This is a genomic window from Arthrobacter sp. P1_B9 (genome assembly GCF_056406495.1).
In genome coordinates this window covers 61,339-80,028 of record NZ_JBFUAA010000017.1, presented here as the reverse complement: position 1 = coordinate 80,028, position 18,690 = coordinate 61,339, and the positions used below count along the sequence as shown (strand labels likewise).

At 67.2% G+C, this 18,690-nt stretch carries 14 protein-coding genes and 1 rRNA gene; 9 read left to right on the top strand and 6 right to left on the bottom strand.

What is annotated here, in order from left to right:
* Window positions 1-120: 120 nt before the first annotated feature.
* Both rrf and AC1D1A_RS19000 read left to right on the top strand, forming a co-directional pair.
* Window positions 121-237: ribosomal RNA gene (rrf, locus tag AC1D1A_RS19005) — 5S ribosomal RNA — on the top strand.
* A gap of 126 nt (window positions 238-363) precedes the next feature.
* Entirely contained in the window at window positions 364-864 is a 501-nt protein-coding gene (locus tag AC1D1A_RS19000) for an SRPBCC domain-containing protein (RefSeq protein ID WP_230007238.1), read from the top strand.
* A 169-nt stretch (window positions 865-1,033) separates the two neighbouring features.
* On the opposite strand, the gene AC1D1A_RS18995 is transcribed toward AC1D1A_RS19000, so the two are convergent.
* Together AC1D1A_RS18995 and AC1D1A_RS18990 are read right to left on the bottom strand one after the other, a co-directional pair.
* Complete coding sequence (locus tag AC1D1A_RS18995; RefSeq protein ID WP_476948443.1) at window positions 1,034-2,065, bottom strand: LacI family DNA-binding transcriptional regulator; 1,032 nt, start codon at window positions 2,063-2,065, stop codon at window positions 1,034-1,036.
* Between the two features lie 2 nt (window positions 2,066-2,067).
* Window positions 2,068-3,846, bottom strand: a complete 1,779-nt coding sequence (locus AC1D1A_RS18990; protein WP_476948442.1) for a glycoside hydrolase family 13 protein — start codon at window positions 3,844-3,846, stop codon at window positions 2,068-2,070.
* A gap of 280 nt (window positions 3,847-4,126) precedes the next feature.
* On the opposite strand from AC1D1A_RS18990, the gene AC1D1A_RS18985 reads away from it, so the two are divergent.
* The 5 genes from AC1D1A_RS18985 (at window position 4,127) to AC1D1A_RS18965 (ending at window position 11,575) form a co-directional block, all read left to right on the top strand.
* Window positions 4,127-5,425 carry a sugar ABC transporter substrate-binding protein gene (locus AC1D1A_RS18985; protein ID WP_476872196.1) on the top strand — a complete coding sequence of 433 codons (1,299 nt, stop codon included), beginning with the start codon at window positions 4,127-4,129 and terminating at the stop codon, window positions 5,423-5,425.
* 124 nt (window positions 5,426-5,549) lie between these two features.
* Complete coding sequence (locus tag AC1D1A_RS18980) at window positions 5,550-7,202, top strand: ABC transporter permease subunit (protein ID WP_476948441.1); 1,653 nt, start codon at window positions 5,550-5,552, stop codon at window positions 7,200-7,202.
* Window positions 7,199-8,182 carry a sugar ABC transporter permease gene (locus tag AC1D1A_RS18975; RefSeq protein ID WP_476948440.1) on the top strand — a complete coding sequence of 328 codons (984 nt, stop codon included), beginning with the start codon at window positions 7,199-7,201 and terminating at the stop codon, window positions 8,180-8,182. The genes AC1D1A_RS18980 and AC1D1A_RS18975 overlap by 4 nt, the downstream gene beginning before the upstream one ends.
* A 2-nt stretch (window positions 8,183-8,184) precedes the next feature.
* Entirely contained in the window at window positions 8,185-10,170 is a 1,986-nt protein-coding gene (locus AC1D1A_RS18970; protein WP_476948439.1) for a glycoside hydrolase family 13 protein, read from the top strand.
* 34 nt (window positions 10,171-10,204) lie between these two features.
* Window positions 10,205-11,575 (top strand): FAD-binding oxidoreductase, encoded by a 1,371-nt coding sequence (locus AC1D1A_RS18965; protein WP_476948438.1) that lies wholly within the window; start codon window positions 10,205-10,207, stop codon window positions 11,573-11,575.
* A gap of 48 nt (window positions 11,576-11,623) precedes the next feature.
* On the opposite strand, the gene AC1D1A_RS18960 is transcribed toward AC1D1A_RS18965, so the two are convergent.
* Together AC1D1A_RS18960 and AC1D1A_RS18955 are read right to left on the bottom strand one after the other, a co-directional pair.
* Window positions 11,624-13,042 (bottom strand): DUF4032 domain-containing protein, encoded by a 1,419-nt coding sequence (locus AC1D1A_RS18960; protein ID WP_476872201.1) that lies wholly within the window; start codon window positions 13,040-13,042, stop codon window positions 11,624-11,626.
* A 240-nt stretch (window positions 13,043-13,282) separates the two neighbouring features.
* Entirely contained in the window at window positions 13,283-14,365 is a 1,083-nt protein-coding gene (locus tag AC1D1A_RS18955; protein WP_018775851.1) for an ABC transporter ATP-binding protein, read from the bottom strand.
* A gap of 262 nt (window positions 14,366-14,627) precedes the next feature.
* On the opposite strand from AC1D1A_RS18955, the gene AC1D1A_RS18950 reads away from it, so the two are divergent.
* Entirely contained in the window at window positions 14,628-15,029 is a 402-nt protein-coding gene (locus tag AC1D1A_RS18950; protein ID WP_476887921.1) for a VOC family protein, read from the top strand.
* A gap of 33 nt (window positions 15,030-15,062) precedes the next feature.
* Here AC1D1A_RS18950 and otsB read toward each other — a convergent pair whose 3' ends face one another.
* Both otsB and AC1D1A_RS18940 read right to left on the bottom strand, forming a co-directional pair.
* Window positions 15,063-15,908, bottom strand: a complete 846-nt coding sequence (gene otsB, locus AC1D1A_RS18945; RefSeq protein ID WP_476860112.1) for a trehalose-phosphatase — start codon at window positions 15,906-15,908, stop codon at window positions 15,063-15,065.
* Window positions 15,898-17,307, bottom strand: coding sequence for an alpha,alpha-trehalose-phosphate synthase (UDP-forming) (locus AC1D1A_RS18940; protein WP_476851841.1), 1,410 nt, complete (start codon window positions 17,305-17,307; stop codon window positions 15,898-15,900). Before AC1D1A_RS18940 ends, otsB begins: the two co-directional genes overlap by 11 nt.
* Window positions 17,308-17,600: 293 nt before the next feature.
* On the opposite strand from AC1D1A_RS18940, the gene AC1D1A_RS18935 reads away from it, so the two are divergent.
* Window positions 17,601-18,491, top strand: a complete 891-nt coding sequence (locus AC1D1A_RS18935) for a DsbA family protein (RefSeq protein WP_476887924.1) — start codon at window positions 17,601-17,603, stop codon at window positions 18,489-18,491.
* Window positions 18,492-18,690: the final 199 nt, after the last annotated feature.

Below are 18,690 nucleotides of genomic sequence, written 5' to 3'. Positions count from 1 at the left end.
GTTGCACCGGAACCGACAACAAAATAACAACACCACAGCTGCATTCGCTGCAGCGGCCATGTTGTAACCACTAGTTTTCCCCACCCCCGCCAACAGCGGGCACGGTGGCGGAGCAAGGGTTACGGCGGTCATAGCGTGGGGGAAACGCCCGGTCCCATCCCGAACCCGGAAGCTAAGACCCACAGCGCCGATGGTACTGCACCCGGGAGGGTGTGGGAGAGTAGGTCACCGCCGGAACACCATTAACGGTCGAGGACCCCCACCACCAGGTGGGGGTCCTCCCGCATTTAACGACCCATACGAAATACTCAAGCCGAAACCCCATGCGGGTCCGGTTGGGCGGCGCGGGTAGAGTTGTTGCCCATGGATAACCTCTTCAGCCATGCTCCCGTTGACCCTTCTGATGGCCCCGAGCCGGAGGTAGCAGACGGCCTGGAGCCGGTTGTCTACACGGTGGTGGTACCCGGCGCCGTCGCCCGGGCCTTTGTGGGATTCACCGAACATACGCACCTCTGGTGGCCGCTGGAGGACCACAGCGTCTATGGCGCCGGCTCCTACGTGGAGTTCGAGGAGAGCCTCATCATGGAGACCGCTGATGATGGCCGGACAGCCGTGTGGGGATCCATTGACGACTGGCAGCCGCCGTTGTCCTTCCATGCCAGCTGGCACCCTGGGACCACTGCCATATGGTCCACTGAGCTCCGGGTGGCCTTCAAGGCGGTCGGCGAGGGAACAGAGCTCCGCTTGGTTCACAGCGGTTGGGAAGGCGCCGAGGATCCCGCGGCCGCCCGGGCAGACTACGCGGCCGGCTGGCCCGGCGTCCTGGACCGTTTTGTTCGCTTCATGGGCGGCGCCGGCGCCTGAGCTTGCTTGGTCTGTGGGCCGGATCGAGGCGTTGCTTCCCAGTTGCTCGGAGGACCGGGGCGGAGAACCCGTGGGGCCTCCCCGGCTTTCCGGGCCGTTCTGGGCAGACGGCCAGGCAATGGAGCGAGGAACTGGGCAGGAACGCCGCCACGGAGAAAATAGCCGGAGACTAGCGGGTCGGTCCTTGGTCAAGGGGCGGAACAGCGGTGCTGGACCGGATGACAAAGCGCGTAGGGTATTCGGTGTGCGGGGCCGCCGCGTCTCCGGCGCCGTCGAGCCTGGCCAACAAGCGCCGCACGGCCAGCGCGCCCTGGCCCCGCGCGTCTTGATCGAACGTGGTCAGCCCGAAGACCTCACCAAGTTCATGGCCGTCGATGCCGATGACGGAGAGGTCCTGCGGCACCCGCAGGCCGAAATCCCGGGCAGCGAGGATCGTCCCAATCGCCATCTCGTCGGAGGCGGCAAAGACGGCCGTGGGGCGCTCCGGTGAGGTGCCGAGCAGCGTACGGGCGTTGGCATAGGCGCCCTGGATCGTGAAATCGGCGGAGATCTGCCACTCCGGCCGGACCGTCAGCCCGGCGTCGCGCATGGCTTTCTTGAAGCCCGCCTGGCGTGTCCCGGGAAGGCGGAAATCCTGGTCGTAGGCGGCATCGCCGGTCATATGGGCGATTTTGCTGTGGCCGAGCTGGATCAGGTGGCGGGCTGCGGCCTCCGCGATGCCGGAATCATCGATGCGGATGGTCGACGCGCCAGGCAACGGGCCGCCGATCCCGACGATCGGACGGTGGATGGCCAGCAGCTGGTCGATCTCGGCCTCGGAGAGCTCCAAGGACACTGCGATCACAGCATCCACGCGTTTGCGCAGCAGGAAGTCGTTCAGCACACTGTGGCGGCGCTCCCGGCCCTCGCTGACGTTGTACAGCGTGAGGTCGTAGCCGGCGTCCAGCAGGGTGGCAGAGACACCTTCGACCACCGAGGAAAAAAACCACCGGTGGACCGAGGGGACAACAAGGCCGACATTGTGATTGCGCCCGGAGGCCAGGCTGGAGGCGTGGTAGGACAGGACGAAGCCAAGCTCAGCGGCGGCGGTCTGGGCGCGTTCCCGGCTTCGCGGGGAAACGTTGCCTTTGCCGCTCAAGGCGCGCGAAACGGTGGCGATGGAGAGGCCGGCCCGTTCCGCGACGTCCTTGATGCCGGGCATGCCTAGCCCTCCGTGTCCTCGATGTAGATTTCCAGCCAAACAGTTTCACCTGAGCTTAACGGATCGCCGGCGCTGTCCATGCCCCCAACGTCGTAGCCGGCCTCCGGTGACGTTGAGCTGCGCAGCAGCACCCGCCCGGTGGGCAGTTCCAAGGGCTCGGACCCCACATTCAGCAGCACCAGCGTGGAGCCGTTGAGGAAGGCAAGGCTCGTGTCCGTGCACAGGTCCTCGTACCAGGACAGTGAGCCGCGGCCCAGGTCCAGCCGGCGGCGGAGCTCCAGCATGCGCTTGTAGAGGCTTAGGTGCGACGCCGGCGAAGCGGCCTGCACATCCCGCGCCAGCCGGGCGAAGCTTTCCGGCTGCGGCAGCCAGGGGTCCTGCCCGTGGCCGAATCCTGCGTGGAGTTCTCCGGCCCGCCAGGGCAGCGGGACGCGGCAGCCGTCGCGGCCCAGCCGTGCGCCGCCGGTGCGGGCGAAGGTGGGGTCCTGGCGCCGGGTGTCCGGGATGTCGATCCCGTCCGGAAGGCCGAGTTCTTCGCCCTGGTAGAGGTAAGCCCCGCCGGGCAGCCCGAGCATGAACAGGGACGCCGCTGCCGCGCGGGAGCGTCCGAGGTCCTCGTCCGGCTGCGGATCCCAGGTGCCGATTCCGTCACCGTCGCGCGGCGCCTGCCCGTTGTATCCGAAGCGGGTGGCGTGGCGGACGACGTCGTGGTTGGAGAGCACCCACGTGCTGGGGGCGGCGACGGCGTCCAGCGACGTCAGTGACTCGGTGATGACGTGGCGCATGCGATGCACGTCCAGGCCCGCGTGGAGGTAGGGGAAGTTGAAGGCCTGATGCATTTCGTCCGGGCGCACCCAGTCGGCGAGCCGGGGGAGCGGGTCAACGTTTGCCTCGGCGCAGAGGATCCGGTCGGGGCCGTACTCGGCGAGAATCAGCCGCCACTGGCGGTAGATGTCGTGGAGGGCAGGCTGGCCAAACATCGGAGCGTCGCGTCCGGGGAAGCCGTCAGAGCTGCTGCCGTCGGCGCGGCCGCCCCACTCCGGCAGGCCGGTGGCCTTCACGAGGGCGTGCGCCACGTCCACCCGGAAACCGGAGACGCCGCGGTCCAGCCAGAAGCGCAGGACCCGCTCGAATTCCAGGTGGACGGCGAGGTTGTCCCAGTTGAAGTCCGGCTGGGAGGAGTCGAAGAGGTGCAGGTACCACTGGCCCGGGGCGCCGTCCGGTTCGGTGATCCGGGTCCAGGCTGAACCGCCGAAGTGGGACTGCCAGTTGTTCGGCGGTTCTTCGCCGAAGGTTCCCTTGCCGTCGCGGAAGATGAACATGTCCCGCTCCGGGCTGCCGGCGGGAGCGGCCAGGGCGGCCTGGAAGGCCGCGTGCTGGTCCGAGCAGTGGTTGGGCACAAGGTCAACGATCATCCGCAGTCCCAACCGCGCGGCCTCGGCAATCATGGCGTCGAAGTCGTTCAGCGTGCCGAACAGGGGGTCGACGTCGCAGTAATCGCTCACGTCGTAGCCGGCGTCGCGCTGCGGAGACCGGTAGAAGGGCGAAAGCCAGACGGCATCGATGTCCAGGTCGGCGAGCCGGGGAAGCTCGGCGGTGATACCGGCGAGGTCGCCGATGCCGTCGCCGTTCAGGTCCCGGAACGAGCGAGGGTAGACCTGGTAGATGACGGCGGACCGCCACCATCCAGGGATGTGGTCTGCGGCGTGCACCGGGGTCAGCGGACCCGTCAGGGGGCCGGCCTGCGCGGCGGGGGAGCGGAGAACTGAATCAACGGACATGACGGTAATCGTAAGTCCCACACCTCAAAAATGAAAACGCTTCCAGTCACATTCGTATCGGGCAGTTTCGTCCCACGCTAGGACTGTCCCCGGTCCGGCGTCCGGCCGGCCGGCGGAGCCTCTCGCGCCGGTTCGGTGCGGTGACTTTTCAAAGCTGCACCTAGCGTGTACTTTGGAAGCGCTTGCAGTTGTGAGCCACATCACCGACGATGCCACGGGGCTCTGGAACGGACTTCCAGGGCCTTACGCGTGGATGCAGGGATTTATGAAAGGGACACCAATGAAGGTGCAGAACACCCTCACGAACGGAACCAGCCGCCGCGTATTCACCGCGGGCGCCATTTCCGTAGTGGCCGCGCTGGCCCTCAGCGCGTGCGGCGGCGCCGCAGCCACCGCACCGGCGACCGCGACGGCCAAGCCTGACCTGAAGGCCTCCGGCGCCAGCACGATCACCATGTGGGTCGATGCCGAGCGCGCGCCCGCGCTGAAGGACATCACGGCCAAGTTCCAGACCGATACCGGCATCGCGGTCAAGCTCGTCGTCAAGGACTTCGCCGCTGTCCGCGACGACTTCATCACCCAGGTCCCGACCGGCAAGGGCCCGGACCTGATCGTTGGCCCGCACGACTGGGTCGGCAAGTTCGTCCAGAACGGCGTGATCGCTCCGGTGGAGCTCGGGGACAAGAAGTCCGAGTTCCAGGACTCCTCCATCAAGGCCATGACCTACAACGGCTCCGTCTACGGCGTCCCGTATGCGATCGAGAACATCGCCCTGCTCCGCAACACGGACCTCGTTGCCCAGAGCGCCAAGACCCTGGACGAGGTCGTCGCCAACGGCAAGAAGGCCGTGGCCGACGGCAAGGCGAAGTTCCCGTTCCTCGTGGGCATGGACCCGAAGCAGGGCGATCCGTACCACCTCTACCCGCTGCAGGCTTCCATGGGCTCGCAGGTCTTCGGCAAGGCAGCCGACGGCGGCTACGACCCGAAGCAGCTCCTGATCGGCGACGCCTCCGGCGTCGAGTTCGCCAAGAAGCTGGCCGCCTGGGGCGACAAGGGCGAAAAGATCATCAACTCCAACATCACCGGTGACATCGCCAAGGAGAAGTTCCTGGCCGGAGAGTCCCCGTACTACCTGACCGGCCCGTGGAACGTGCCGGACGTGCAGAAGAAGGGCATCAAGTTCGCTGTCGACGAGCTGCCGACCACCGGCGACCAGCCGGCCCAGCCGTTCATCGGCGTCAACGGCTTCTTCATCAGCGCCAAGAGCGCCAACGCCCTGGCCACCAACGAGTTCGTCACCAACTACCTGACCTCCGGGGCCGCCCAGGACTCCATGTACAAGGCCGGCGGCCGCCCGCCGGCACTGAAGGCCTCCTTCGAGAAGGCAGCAAGCGACCCGGTTGTCGCCGCCTTCGGCAAGATCGGCGCCAACGGCGTCCCGATGCCGGCCATCCCGGAAATGAGTGCCGTCTGGGCCGACTGGGGAGCCACCGAGCTCGCCCTCATCAAGGGCCAGGGCGATCCCGCCGCTGACTGGGCCAAGATGGCCGCCAGCATCAAGAGCAAGATCAAGGGTTAGTCCGCGCGCCGGTTCCTGACGCTTCCCCAAGCGCCAGTGACCGGCGGCACCGGGCCGGGCGGCCGTGAGGCCGCCCGGGCCGTTCCTGCATCACCCCAGCTTCTCCCAAGGACTGTAGACAGCCATGTCAGATACCGAACTCCGCGAGGACATAGACCCCGCACTGTCGTCCGCCCCGGACGCCGCCCCCACAACCTCAGCCCGGCGGGCTGGCAGCGCCCACCCACGCCGGAGCGGCCCCGAGGGGGTGAAGGGAACCATCGCCAAGATCGTGCTGCTGGGCCTCGTGGACGCCCTCGCTGTCTACATCCTGATGATGCTTTTCCTGAGCCAGTCCTGGCTGGCGTTGGGAGTCTCCGCCGCCGTCGTGCTGGTGATCAACTGGATCTACCTGCGCAAGGGCGGCCTGCCCGCCAAGTACCTGGCCCCGGGCGTGCTCTTCCTGCTCGTATTCCAGGTCTTCGTGGTCATGTTCAGCGGTTACATCGCGTTCACCAACTACGGCGACGGCCATAACAGCACCAAGGGTGACGCGATCGCCGCCATCCAGCTCACCGCGCAGAAGCGGGTGCCCGAGTCGCCGGCCTACAAGGCCGCCGTGCTCACCAAGGACAACTCCTTCTACCTTCTCTTCACCGACCCGCAGGGCAAGGTCTCGCTCGGTAACACCGAGGCGCCGCTCGCGGAGGCCCCCGGCGCCGGCAAGGACTCGACCGGGAAGGCCAACGCCCTGGCCGGCTACCGAACCCTGAACTTCCAGGAGATCGTTGCCAACCAGCAGAGCATCCTGGACATCACCGTCCCGGTCTCCGCCAACCCGGCCGACGGCACCCTGCGCACCGCGGACGGCAGCAACGCCTACCAGTTCAAGCCGTCGCTGAAGTACGACGCCGCTGCCGACACCTTCACGGACACCGCCTCCGGTGCCGTCTACCGCGACAACGGCAAGGGCGCCTTCGCGGCAGGCAACGGCGAGACGCTCTCCACCGGCTGGAAGATCGACGTCGGGATGGAAAACTTCGCCCGCGCCTTCACCGACCCCAGCCTGCGCGGCCCGCTGCTCGGCGTTATCCTCTGGACCTTCACCTTCGCCCTGGCTTCCGTCGCTCTGACCTTTGCGCTGGGGCTGTTCCTGGCCATCACCTTCAACCGCGAGGACCTCAGGGGCAAGAAGGTCTACCGGATCCTGATGATCCTGCCGTACGCCTTCCCCGCCTTCCTCACCGGCCTGGTCTGGTCCGGCATCCTCAACCCGGAATTCGGGTGGCTCAACCAGAACTTGTTCGGCGGGGCATCCATCGGCTGGCTCACCGACCCGTTCCTGGCCAAGATCAGCGTGCTGGTGGTCAACCTCTGGCTGGGGTTCCCCTACATGTTCCTGGTCTGCACCGGCGCGCTGCAGTCGCTGCCCAGCGAGCTGGACGAGGCCGCCCGGATGGACGGTGCCGGCCCGTGGCGGGTGTTCCGCTCCATCAAGCTCCCGCTGCTGCTGGTCTCGATCGCGCCGTTGCTGATCTCCTCCTTCGCCTTCAACTTCAACAACTTCAACGTGACCTTCATGCTCACCGGCGGCGGACCCCGCTTCGAGGACACCAACCGGGACATCGGAGCCACCGACATCCTGATCACACTGGTGTACAAGGTGGCATTCGGGCAGGGCACTGGCCGTGACTACGGCCTCGCCAGCGCACTGGCGATCATCATCTTCATCATCGTGGCCACTGTCTCGGCCATCAGTTTCAAGCAGACCAAGGCACTCGAGGACGTGAACGCATGAACGGGTCAGCATCGCGCACCGCCGCTCCGGCAGAGGAAACCCGGCAGGGTGGAGGGACCGGCCCCGGCACCATCACCCCCGGCGCGACCGACGTCGAATACCTCAAGTCGCTGCAGCGCCGGCGCCCGTTCGGCGCCTGGTTCAAGGACAAAGGATGGCGCCACCTGGTGGGGTGCATCGTGACGGTCTTCGCGGTCTTCCCGCTGCTCTACGTGCTGTCCGCAGCGCTCAACTCCACCGGCACCCTGGTGGGTTCCAACGCGCTGTTCAGCAGGATCGACTTCGGCAACTTCACCGCCCTGTTCGACATGCCCTCGCGGCCCTTTGCCCGCTGGTTCGGCAACACCATGGTGGTGGGCGGCGTGACCTCCGCGGCCACCGTGTTCCTCGGTGCCATGGCGGCGTACGCCTTCTCCCGGATGCGCTTCAAGGGCCGCCGGATCGGCCTGCTGAGCCTGCTGCTGCTCCAGATGTTCCCGCAACTGCTGGCAGTCGTCGCCATCTTCCTGCTCCTGAGCGGCATCTCCGAGGTCATCCCGGCCCTCGGCCTGGGCAGCCAGCTGGGCCTGATCATGGTGTACCTGGGCGGCGCGCTGGGCGTGAACACCTACCTCATGTACGGCTTCTTCAACACCGTGCCGCAGTCCCTGGACGAGGCGGCGAAGATCGACGGCGCCAGCCACGCGCAGATCTTCTTCGGCATCATCATGCGGCTCGTCACGCCGATCCTGGCGGTGGTGGGCCTCCTGACGTTCATCGGCATCTCCGGCGAGTTCGTGATCGCCTCCGTGGTGCTCACGGACCCGGACAGCCAGACCCTCGCCGTCGGTCTGTACTCCTTCGTGGCGCAGCAGCGCTCGGAGAACTGGGGAGTCTTCGCCGCCGGCGCCGTGCTCAGCGCCATCCCGGTGATGGCCCTGTTCCTGTTCCTGCAGCGCTACATCGTCAGCGGGCTAACCGCGGGCTCGGTGAAGGGCTAGGCATGACGCTGCCAGGCAGCGCCGGCCCGCTGCCGCACCACGACGGCTCGGCACTCCACGCGCCCCGGCACGTGGAACCGGGGGCGGACGTCCGGCTGCGGCTCCGCGTGCCGGCCGTCTGGGGGCGCGCCGCCCGGGTGTGGCTCCGGTCCATCCACGACGGCGAACCCCGCTACGATCCGGCCAGGAACCTTGGCGACGTCGACGGGTGGGCCTGGTGGGAGGCTGCGATGGTGGTGACCAACCCGGTGGCCCGCTACCGCTTCCTGATCGAGGTCGGCCCGCGGTATTGGACCCTCAACGCGCAGGGCCTATTCAGCCGGGACGTCTCCGACTACGCCGACTTCCGCCTCACCACGTTCCGGCCCGCCCCCAAATGGCTGCGCCGGGGAACGATGTACCAGATCTTCCCGGACCGCTTCGCCCGCTCCACGCCGTCGCAGCCGGCGCCGGAACATACTTCCCCGGACGAGGCGTTCCCGGACTGGGCCGTGCCGTGCGGGTGGGACACCACCGAGGTCGAGGGCTCCGGTCCGCAGACCCCGTACCAGTACTACGGCGGCGACCTCCGGGGCATCACCGAGCGGCTGGACCACATTCAGGCGCTCGGGGCCGACGTCATCTACCTGACGCCGTTCTTCCCGGCCCGCTCCAACCACCGCTACGACGCCGCCACCTTTTCCATGGTGGACCCGCTGCTGGGCGGGGACGAGGCCTTGGTGGAACTCGTCCAGGCCGCCCACGCCCGCGGTCTGCGGGTGATGGGCGACCTCACGGCCAACCATTCCGGCGACGCCCACGAATGGTTCCAGCGCGCCCTGGCCGACCCGGCCTCCGAGGAAGCCGGGTACTACTACTTCAATGCCGACCACACGGCGTACGAGTCCTGGTATGGCGTCAGGTCGCTGCCCAAGCTCAACTGGGCCTCCCCGGGCCTGCGCGAGAAATTCGTCCTGGATGACGATTCCCCGGTGGCGCTCTGGCTCCGGCCGCCGTTCAACCTGGACGGCTGGCGGATCGACGTCGGCAACATGACCGGCAGGCTCGGCGGCACCGATCTGAACTACGACGTCGCCCGGCTGATCGCGGACCGCGTCCGTTCGATCAACCCCGAGGCGGCTCTGCTCGCCGAGGCCACGAATGACGCGGCACCCGACTTCAGCGGCGAGCACTGGCACGGTGCCATGACCTACTCCAACTTCACCCGCCCGCTGTGGTCCTGGCTCGCAGGGGACGCGGGACACGTCAATTTCTTTGGAACCCCGCTGCCCGGCCCCAACCGGACCGCCGCGGAGGACTTCCTGGCCACGCACCTGGACCTCGCTTCCGCGTTCAGCTGGGACGTCCGTCAGCAGAACATGAACGCCCTGAACAGCCACGACACCGCGCGGGCGGCCACCGTGATGATCGACGGCGGCCAGCGGCTCGGCGCGCTGCTGATGTTCACCCTGCCGGGCGTTCCCGTGGTGTTCGCCGGCGACGAGTTCGGACTCAAAGGCGACAACGGGGAGTCCTCCCGGACGCCCATGCCCTGGGACGACCCCAGCCGCATCCTCACCGACCTGACGGCGGACTACGCAGCCCTCACCGCGCTGCGCCGGGACCAGCCCGCACTGACGGGCGGCGGCGTGCGCTGGCTGTACGCACGCGGGGACGTCCTGGCGTTCGTGCGTGAAACAGGGCAGAGCGCAGTGCTCGTGGTGGTGGCCCGGGCCGGGGCGGAGGCGGAACTGGCTCCCGGAACACTCTCAGGGGCCCAGCTCGCGGCCCTGTCCGGGCGGCCTGCCTACGCGGCGGGCGAGGTCATGGTGGAACTGCGGCGGGAGCCGCGCGGGGCGCCGGGCGGGGCGCCGGAGCCATCGCCGGACGCGTCTGCCGGGAAGATCAGGGCGGATGAGGCCGCCCGATCCGCCCTGATCCGCACCCGAGGTCCGGCCGCTGCCGCATGGGTGCTGCCCGGGACCCGGCTGCCGCTCCCGCAGTCTTAGACTGGGAACCGGATTCGACCGAACTGGAGACCGCATGCGCAGCATCATCGACGAGCTGACCACCGCCCTGGGCGCGGCGAAAATTGCCGTGGACGCGACCACCCTGGCCGCCTATGCCGTGGACCAGGCTCCCGTCCTGGATTATCAGCTCCCGCAGGCGGTGGTCCGCGCCGAATCGGTGGCCGACGTGCAGGCTACTGTGCGTGCCTGCGCCGACCTTGGCGTCGCGCTTGTGGCGCGCGGGGCCGGTACCGGGGTCTCCGGGGGCGCCCACGCGAGCGCGGGCTGCGTGGTGCTCACGCTCGAGGGGATGAACCGCATCCTGGACCTCAACCCGGACGACGAGACCGCCGTCGTGGAACCCGGCGTCATTAACGCCGACCTGAATGCGGCCGCCGCCGTGCACGGGCTCATGTATGCCCCGGATCCTGCAAGTTTCAAGATGTCCACCATCGGCGGCAACGTGGCCACCAACGCCGGCGGGCTGCGCTGCGCGAAGTACGGGGTGACCCGCGACTCTGTCCTGGCGCTCGACGTCGTCCTCGCGGACGGCTCCCTCATCCATACCGGCCACCAGACCTTCAAGGGCGTCGCCGGCTATGACCTCACCGGGCTGTTCGTCGGCTCGGAGGGGACCCTGGGGATCGTGGTCGGTGTCACCGTACGGCTGAAGTACCTGCCGCGCGACGTTCACACCATCGCCGCCTTCTACCCGGACTTCCGCAGCGCCGCGGCCGGGGTCCTAGCCGTGGGCAGGGCCCGCGTACAGCCGGCCATCATGGAACTGCTCGACGGCGGATCGCTCGCCCAACTCGATGACCTCCACGGCTCGGACCTGGCCGCTCGCGGGGCATCCCTGCTGCTGATCCAGACCGACGGCTTCGGCGCGGCGGCGGAAGCCGCGGCCATCCGCCCGGTCCTGGTGGCGGGAGGAGCGGTGGTGACCATGGAGGCCAACGCGGAGGCAGAGGAGCTTGTCGAACTGCGCCGCAACAGCCGAGGGACCGAGGTGGACGACGAATACCGGGTGGGCGAGGACGTGGCCGTGCCGCGATCGCGGCTGGTGGATTACGTCGCCGAACTTGAGTCCATGGCGGCGGAGCACCGGGTGCAGCTCAAAGTCGTGGCGCACGCCGGTGACGGCAACCTGCACCCCACCTTCTGGGTCGACCGGGTGGACAACTCCGTGGACCCCGATGCCATGGCCCGCCTGGGCGCCGCCCTGGACCGGTCGATTGCCGTGGCCCTGGCCATGGGCGGCACGATCACCGGCGAACACGGGATCGGGCAGTACAAGCTGCGCTGGCTTGGCCTGGAGCAGAAGGAACCCGTGCGGGAGCTGCAGCGCCGGATCAAGGAACTCTTCGATCCGGCCGGGATCCTGAACCCCGGCAAGGCGATTTAGCTGAAGGCGATTTAGCCCGGGCGTGCCACAACATGCCCGGCGCGCGGCTTAGTCGTCGGAGTCGGGGTATTCGTCTACTGATTCGTCGGCGCCGTAGCGTGATTCCTCGGTCTCCACCTCAAGGATCTTGAGCAACCCCGTGTCCGGGTTGAGCATGATCGCGGCCTCGTCCCGGCGGTGGCGGAGTTCGTTGTCGATGTAGGACTGGACGGCCTCCGCCAGGGGGATGTGCCGGTTCTCCTTCTCGGACATGTACCAGCGGTGCTCCAGGACCTCGTGCACCGCCTCGGCCGGCTCGAGCTTGCCGGAGAGGTCGCGGGGGATGGCCCGGACGATCGGTTCGAAGATCTGGCTGACCCACAGGTGCGCGCTGTATTCCTCGTCCATGCCCGGGTTGTTGTCCGCCCGGAACGAGTCCATGTCGTTCAGGAGCCGGCGGGCCTGGTTTTCCTGGGCGTCCAGGCCGGTCAGGCGCAGCAGCCGGCGCTGGTGATGCCCGGCGTCGACGACCTTCGGCTGGAGCTGGATGGTCGAGCCGTTCTGCGTGGTCTTGATCGCGTATTCCTCGACGTCGAACCCCAGCTCGTTGAGCCGCCGGATCCGGGCTGCCACGCGCCAGCGTTCCCCGATCTCAAACGATTCCTTTGCCGTCAGCTCGGTCCACAACCGCCGGTAGCTGTCCATGATCAGCTCGCTGGTGGCCACGGGGTCCACCTTCTCCTCGATCAGGCCGCCGTCGAGGAGGTCCATGAGTTCCCCGGCGATGTTGACGCGGGCGATTTCGAGGTCGTACTCGCGCTGGCCGGTGGACAAATCCGGGTACAGTTCGCCGGTCTCGGCATCGACCAGGTAGGCGGCGAACGCGCCGGCGTCGCGGCGGAACAAGGTGTTGGAGAGCGACACGTCGCCCCAGTAGAAGCCGATCAGGTGCAGCCGGACCAGCAGCAGGGCCTGGGCATCGATGAGCCGGGTCAGGGTGTCCTTGCGCAGCATCTGGGAGAAGAGCGCACGGTAGGGCATGGAGAACTTCAGGTGCCGGGTGACCAGCACCGGGTTCAGCGGCCGGCCCTCCGGGGTGGTGCGTCCGGTGATGACCGCCACCGGCTCCACGCCGGGAACGTCCAGCCGGGCGAGCTTGCGCAGCATGTGGTATTCGTGGCGGGCCACGTGTTCCGAGGTTTCCTTGATGGCGATCACGGAGCCGCCGAGGTGGGCGAAGCGCACGATGTGCCGTGAGATGCCGCGGGGGAGGGCTGCCAGATATTCGGCCGGCCAGTCCTCGAGGGCAATGTGCCAGGGCAGGTCCAGCAGCTCGGGCTCGGTGGCGGCGGCCGTGATGCTCAGCGAGCTGGACACCATCGCGGCCTTTTGGTCATTGGCGCTGGCGGCCTCGAACCGGGGCAGTTTCCCGATCTGACCGTAGTCGGTGGGCTCGTCGTGCCACTGGGCACTGTTTTCCTCGGTCATGGGGTTTCCTCGGTCATGAATCAATTCTTCCGTATTTGGCGGGCCGCACCTAAAGCAGGGTTGTTAACGCCCGACGGCGGCCCTCCACTGGGGAGGACCGCCGTCTGCTGAGCCGGTGGGTGGGCCCACGCCGGCAGGGTTCCCCGACCGACGCGAAGCGAGGTTAGGGAGCCGGTGGATGGGCCCACGCCGGCAGGGTTCCCCGACCGACGCGAAGCGAGGTTAGGGAGCCGGTGGGGACTAGTCGCCGAGGCGCAGGCCGGTCTTGGTGTCGAACAGGTGTACGTGGCCCGACTGGGGGCGGACCCAGATGGACTCACCCTTCATCGGGGGGCGGCGGCCGTCGACGCGGGCCACGATGTCGTGGCTCTGGCCGTCGAGCGTGGTGTGGCCGTAGACGTAAGCGTCGGCGCCGAGTTCTTCGACGACGTCGACCTCGACCTGGAGACCTTCACCCTGGGCAACAGTCTCAAGGTCTTCCGGGCGGGAACCGAGGGTCACGGTCTGGCCGTGGGCTTCCTCGAGGACGTCGCGCGGTACCGGGTAAACGGTTCCGCCGAACTGCACGCCGCCGTCGACAACGGGGAGTTCGAGCAGGTTCATGGCGGGGGAGCCGATGAAGCCGGCCACGAAGACGTTCTTGGGCTTGTCGTACAGGTTGCGCGGGGTGTCGACCTGCATCAGCAGGCCGTCCTTCAGCACGGCGACGCGGTCACCCATGGTCATGGCCTCGACCTGGTCGTGGGTCACGTAGACCGTGGTGACGCCGAGGCGGCGGGTCAGGGACGCGATCTGGGTGCGGGTCTGCACGCGCAGCTTGGCATCAAGGTTGGACAGCGGCTCATCCATGAGGAAGACCTGCGGGTTACGCACAATGGCGCGGCCCATGGCAACGCGCTGACGCTGGCCGCCGGAGAGGGCCTTCGGCTTGCGGTCCAGGTACGGTTCGAGGTCGAGCAGCTTGGCGGCCTCACGGACGCGCTCGGCGCGCTCTTCCTTGCTGACGCCGGCGATCTTCAGTGCGAAGCCCATGTTGTCCGCCACAGTCATGTGCGGGTACAGGGCATAGTTCTGGAACACCATGGCGATGTCGCGATCCTTCGGCGGGACGTCCGTGACGTCGCGGTCGCCGATGAGGATGCGGCCGGAGTTGACGTCCTCGAGACCTGCAAGCATGCGCAGGGAGGTCGACTTTCCGCAGCCGGAGGGTCCAACGAGGACCAGGAATTCGCCATCGGCGATATCAATGTTGAGCTTGTCAACAGCGGGCTTCTCGGTGCCCGGGTACAGACGTGTTGCGTTATCAAAAGTAACTGTAGCCACAGTTATCAATCCCTTCACCGGCAGGTACGTGCCGGACGATCCGTAGTGAATGGTCGTTTTATGCAGTTGTTAATTCAATTGTGGGATTTCATACGCATACTCCTCGGCCGAAGCCGAGGAGTACCCAGTGACGCCGCACGGTAGTTGTGCGCCACATCACAAACAGAGTATGTCAGATATATGCCAAATGGGTTAAAAAGTTACGGATGTCACACGTGGGCTCAGACACATGGCGCCAGAAGTGGGTATGTATGCTGTGCGCATGACGGCACTGCAGATCTATGTCAGTTTCCCCGGCACGGCGCGTGAAGCACTTGGCTTCTACGCCGACGTCTTCGGCGGAGAGCTTGCCTTGTTCACCTACGAGGAGTTCAACCGCAGCGATGGCCCGCCGGATGCCATTGCCCACGGACAGCTGAACGGCGCAGTCGCTTTGGCGGGGTCGGATGCGGCCCCGGGGGAGAAAAGCGTCCGGTTCGAAGGCCTCATGCTCTCGCTGCTGGGGACCGCCGAACCGGCAGTTCTCCACGAGTGGTTCGACAGGCTCGCCGTTGACGGCCGGGTGATCGACCCCCTTGCCCCGAAGCCCTGGGGCGCAACAGATGGCCAGGTCCTCGACCGTCACGGACTGCACTGGTTGATCGGCTACGAACCTGAGTCGTGACCGACGCCCGGTTGACCGCTCCGTAGGCCCGGGTTAGCTCCCGGAGTCGAGGGCCTTCTTCCGCTCCCGCAGGAGGGCCTCCAGCAGTTCGCAGATGTGCACCGGCGCCTCCACCCGGAACTCGGCCTGGGTGAAATCGAGCCCCACCTTTACCCCGAGATCGCCCGGGACGAGGCTGGCCAGGGCGTCCTCGTCGGTGGTGTCGTCTCCGGCGAAAGCCACAGCCGTGGCTCCGGCAGCCTGCCGCAGGAAGGCAATGCCCTCGCCCTTTGAGGCGTTCACGACAGAGGTCTCCAGGACGCGGTTGCCCGACTTGAGGAAGACGCCGCTGCGGTCCTGCAGGACCGCCCGCGCCGCGGCGACGGCGTCCTCGGCGACGTCGTCCGCCGCGAGCCGCGTGTGCAGGACGACGCCGGCCGGCTTGTCTTCCAAAAGGGTCCCCGGGGCCTGTTCCACGATTCCCTCAAGCTCTTGGCGGACTTCGGCCAGGAGTTCGCGTTGGGCGTCGTCGAGCATGAGCTCCGAGGAGCCGGGCCCCATCCAGACCTCTGCGCCGTGGCTGCCGATCAGCAGCGTCTCCTCCGGCGGGGAGGCTACGGCCCGCAGGCTGTCCAGCGCCCGGCCGGAGATGAGCGCCGTCGTCGTCCGGGGAAGTTCCGCCAGCGCCGCGAAGGCGGCGGCGGAGCGCGGGAGCGCACGGGCGTCGGCCGCATGGTCCACGAGCGGTGACATGGTGCCGTCGAAGTCCATCGCCACGAGCAGGTGCCCGGTGCCGGCGACGCGGCGCACGGCTGCCAGCAGCTCAGGGGAGAGCGAGAGTGGGGCCGGGTTTGGAGTGTTGGTCTCTGAGTCGTGGGTTCCGGCGGCGTCAGGAGTCATCGCGTACAACCTTTTCGGCGAGGGCTTTCAGGAAGTCGGAGGACCAGAGGTCGACGTCGTGGTCCAGAATCTGCTTGCGCATGGCCCGCATGCGGCGTGATGCCTCGGCCGGCTGCATGTTGACTGCCCTCATGATCGTGTCCTTGAGGCCGTCAATGTCGTGCGGGTTCATCAGCAGGGCCTGCTTGAGCTGGTCGGCGGCGCCGGCGAACTCACTCAGTACCAGCGCTCCGTCGTTGTTTGTCCGGGCCGTGACGTATTCCTTGGCGACGAGGTTCATGCCGTCGCGCAGGGCGGTGACCAGCATGACGTCCGCGGCCAGGTACAGGGACACCATCTCTTCGATGGGGTAGCTGTGGTGCAGGTAGCGGACGGCCGTGCTCTCCATGGTGTCGAAGGTGCCGTTGATGTGGCCCACTGTGCCCTCGACCTCCTCGCGGAGCAGGCGGTACTGCTCCACACGCTCACGGCTGGGGCTGGCCACCTGGATCAGGGTCGCGTCCTCGACGGTGACCTTGGCGTCCTGCAGCAGTTCCTCGTACGCCTTGAGCCGGTGCCGGATGCCCTTGGTGTAGTCGAGCCGGTCGACGCCGAGCAGGATGGTCTTGGGGTTGCCGAGGTCCCGGCGGATCTGCTGCGCCCGCTCGATTACCTCCGGCTTCTTCGCCAGCTCGCTGATCTGCTTGACGTCAATGGAGATCGGGAACGCCTGGGCCCTCGCGATGTGGGTGGTCTCGCCGTCGGCGCCCCTGACATGGACCTGCTGCTGCTTGACGCTCGCGCCAAGGAAGCGCCGTGCGGAGCGCATGAAGTTTCCGGCATCGCTGCTGCGCTGGAAGCCCACCAGGTCCGCGCCCAGCAGGCCGTCGATGATCGCACGGCGCCACGGGAGCTGGGCAAAGATCTCCGGCGGCGGGAAGGGGATGTGGTTGAAGAACCCGATCTTCAGATCCGGCCGGGCCTCCCGGAGCAGCTTGGGAACCAGTTGGAGCTGGTAGTCCTGCACCCAGACGGTGGCACCCTCGGCCGCATGGCGGATGACGGCGTCGGCGAACCTCCGGTTGACCTTCCGGTACGAATCCCACCACGTGCGGTGGAACTCCGGCGGGGCGATCACGTCGTGGTAAAGCGGCCACAACGTGGCGTTCGAAAAGCCCTCGTAGAAAAGCTCGATGTCCTCGGTGCTCAGCTGGACGGGGATCAGGTCGATGCCGCCGTGGCTGAAAGGCTTGACCGTCTCATCGGGGGCCCCGTGCCAGCCCACCCACGCGCCGTCGGTCTTGGTCATCATCGGGGCCAGGGCTGTCACGAGTCCGCCGGGGGAGCGGCGCCAGCCATCCTCGCAGCCGGCCTCGTCGGCAGAACAGCGGTCGACGGGCAGCCGGTTGGACACCACCATGAAGTCGAACTGATCCCCTGCCGCGGCACCCGTGGCGGCGCCGTCTGTGGCGGTCTGCGCCGCGTCAGTGGTGCTCTGTGTGCCGTGGCCGGCGCTGTCCGTTGCTTTCATTGGTGCCCCCTGGGGTCCGCTCGTGGCTCTTCATCAACCCTAGCCGCCCGGAATCTTCCGGGCTATTCGTCCGTTGGGCAGGCGGAAGGGAAACTTGAAAGCGCAAGTTCTCGGGTTTCTCCCCTAAAATGATGACGTTGCCACTGAGTGGACCGTCCCTGGCCGAACGACCCGAGGAACCAATGAGCCCCGCAAACGAACCCCGACTGTCTAAGGCAGAGCGCACTGCCGCGGCGCGCGAGAAAGCCCGCGAGATCCGCGATGCGCAGCTGAAGAAGGAGAAGCGCAACAAGCTGCTGATCGGCTGGGGCATCGTTGCCGCCGTCGTCGCCATCATCGTGATCGTCGCGCTGGTTGTCACCTCCAACATCAAGAACAACGCCCCGGTTGCAGACGAGGGACCCACGCCGGCCAATGGCAACATCCACGGCGGTGTCACCCTGCTGGCGAACACCGAGGTGGCGAAGACCGATCCCGCAACCGTGAAGCTGTCCGACCTCCCGTCCGCTCCGGCCACGCCGCCGTCTCCGGTCACGGCCCCGGGCGCCGAGGCTGAGGCCGGCAAGCCGGTCAAGGTGGTCCTCTACATCGACTTCATCTGCCCCGTCTGCAAGAACTTCGAGGCGCAGTACAACGAGACGCTCACCAAGCTGCGCAACGAGGGCAAAATCACCGTGGAGTACCGCCCGCTCGGATTCCTTGACAGCCGGTCCACCACGAACTACTCCTCGCGCGCGGCCAACGCCGCAGCCTGCGTGGTCAACGAATCCCCGGAAAAGTACTCGGACTTCGTCGACCTGCTGTTCGCCAAGCAGCCGGCCGAAGGCAGCGCCGGACTCTCCGACGACGAGCTGAAGAAGCTGGCCACCGACGCCGGGGCCAAGAGCATCGAGACGTGCGTGGATGGCAAGACCTACCGCCCGTGGGTGAAGCACACCACCCAGGAGGCCACGGTAATCGGCATCACCGGCACGCCCACCGTGTTCGTCGAAGGCAAGCAGTGGGGCGTCGGCGACAGCGCCCAGACCCCCTTCGACCAGTACCTGCAGGCCGCGGTCGACGCCAAGAAGTAACCGCACAACGGCACATGCCGTTGAAGGCCACAAGTTGAAGGCCACAAGTTGATGGCCCGGCCCCGGATCGTTCCGGGGCCGGGCCATTGCTTTTAGTCTTCGCTTCAGGCCTTCGCTGTGGCCTTCGCTGTGGCCTTCGCTGGGCGGGAGGCGCGTTGCGCGTTTTTCTCTGGGTTTTTCTCACCGGGCGTCGGTGGGC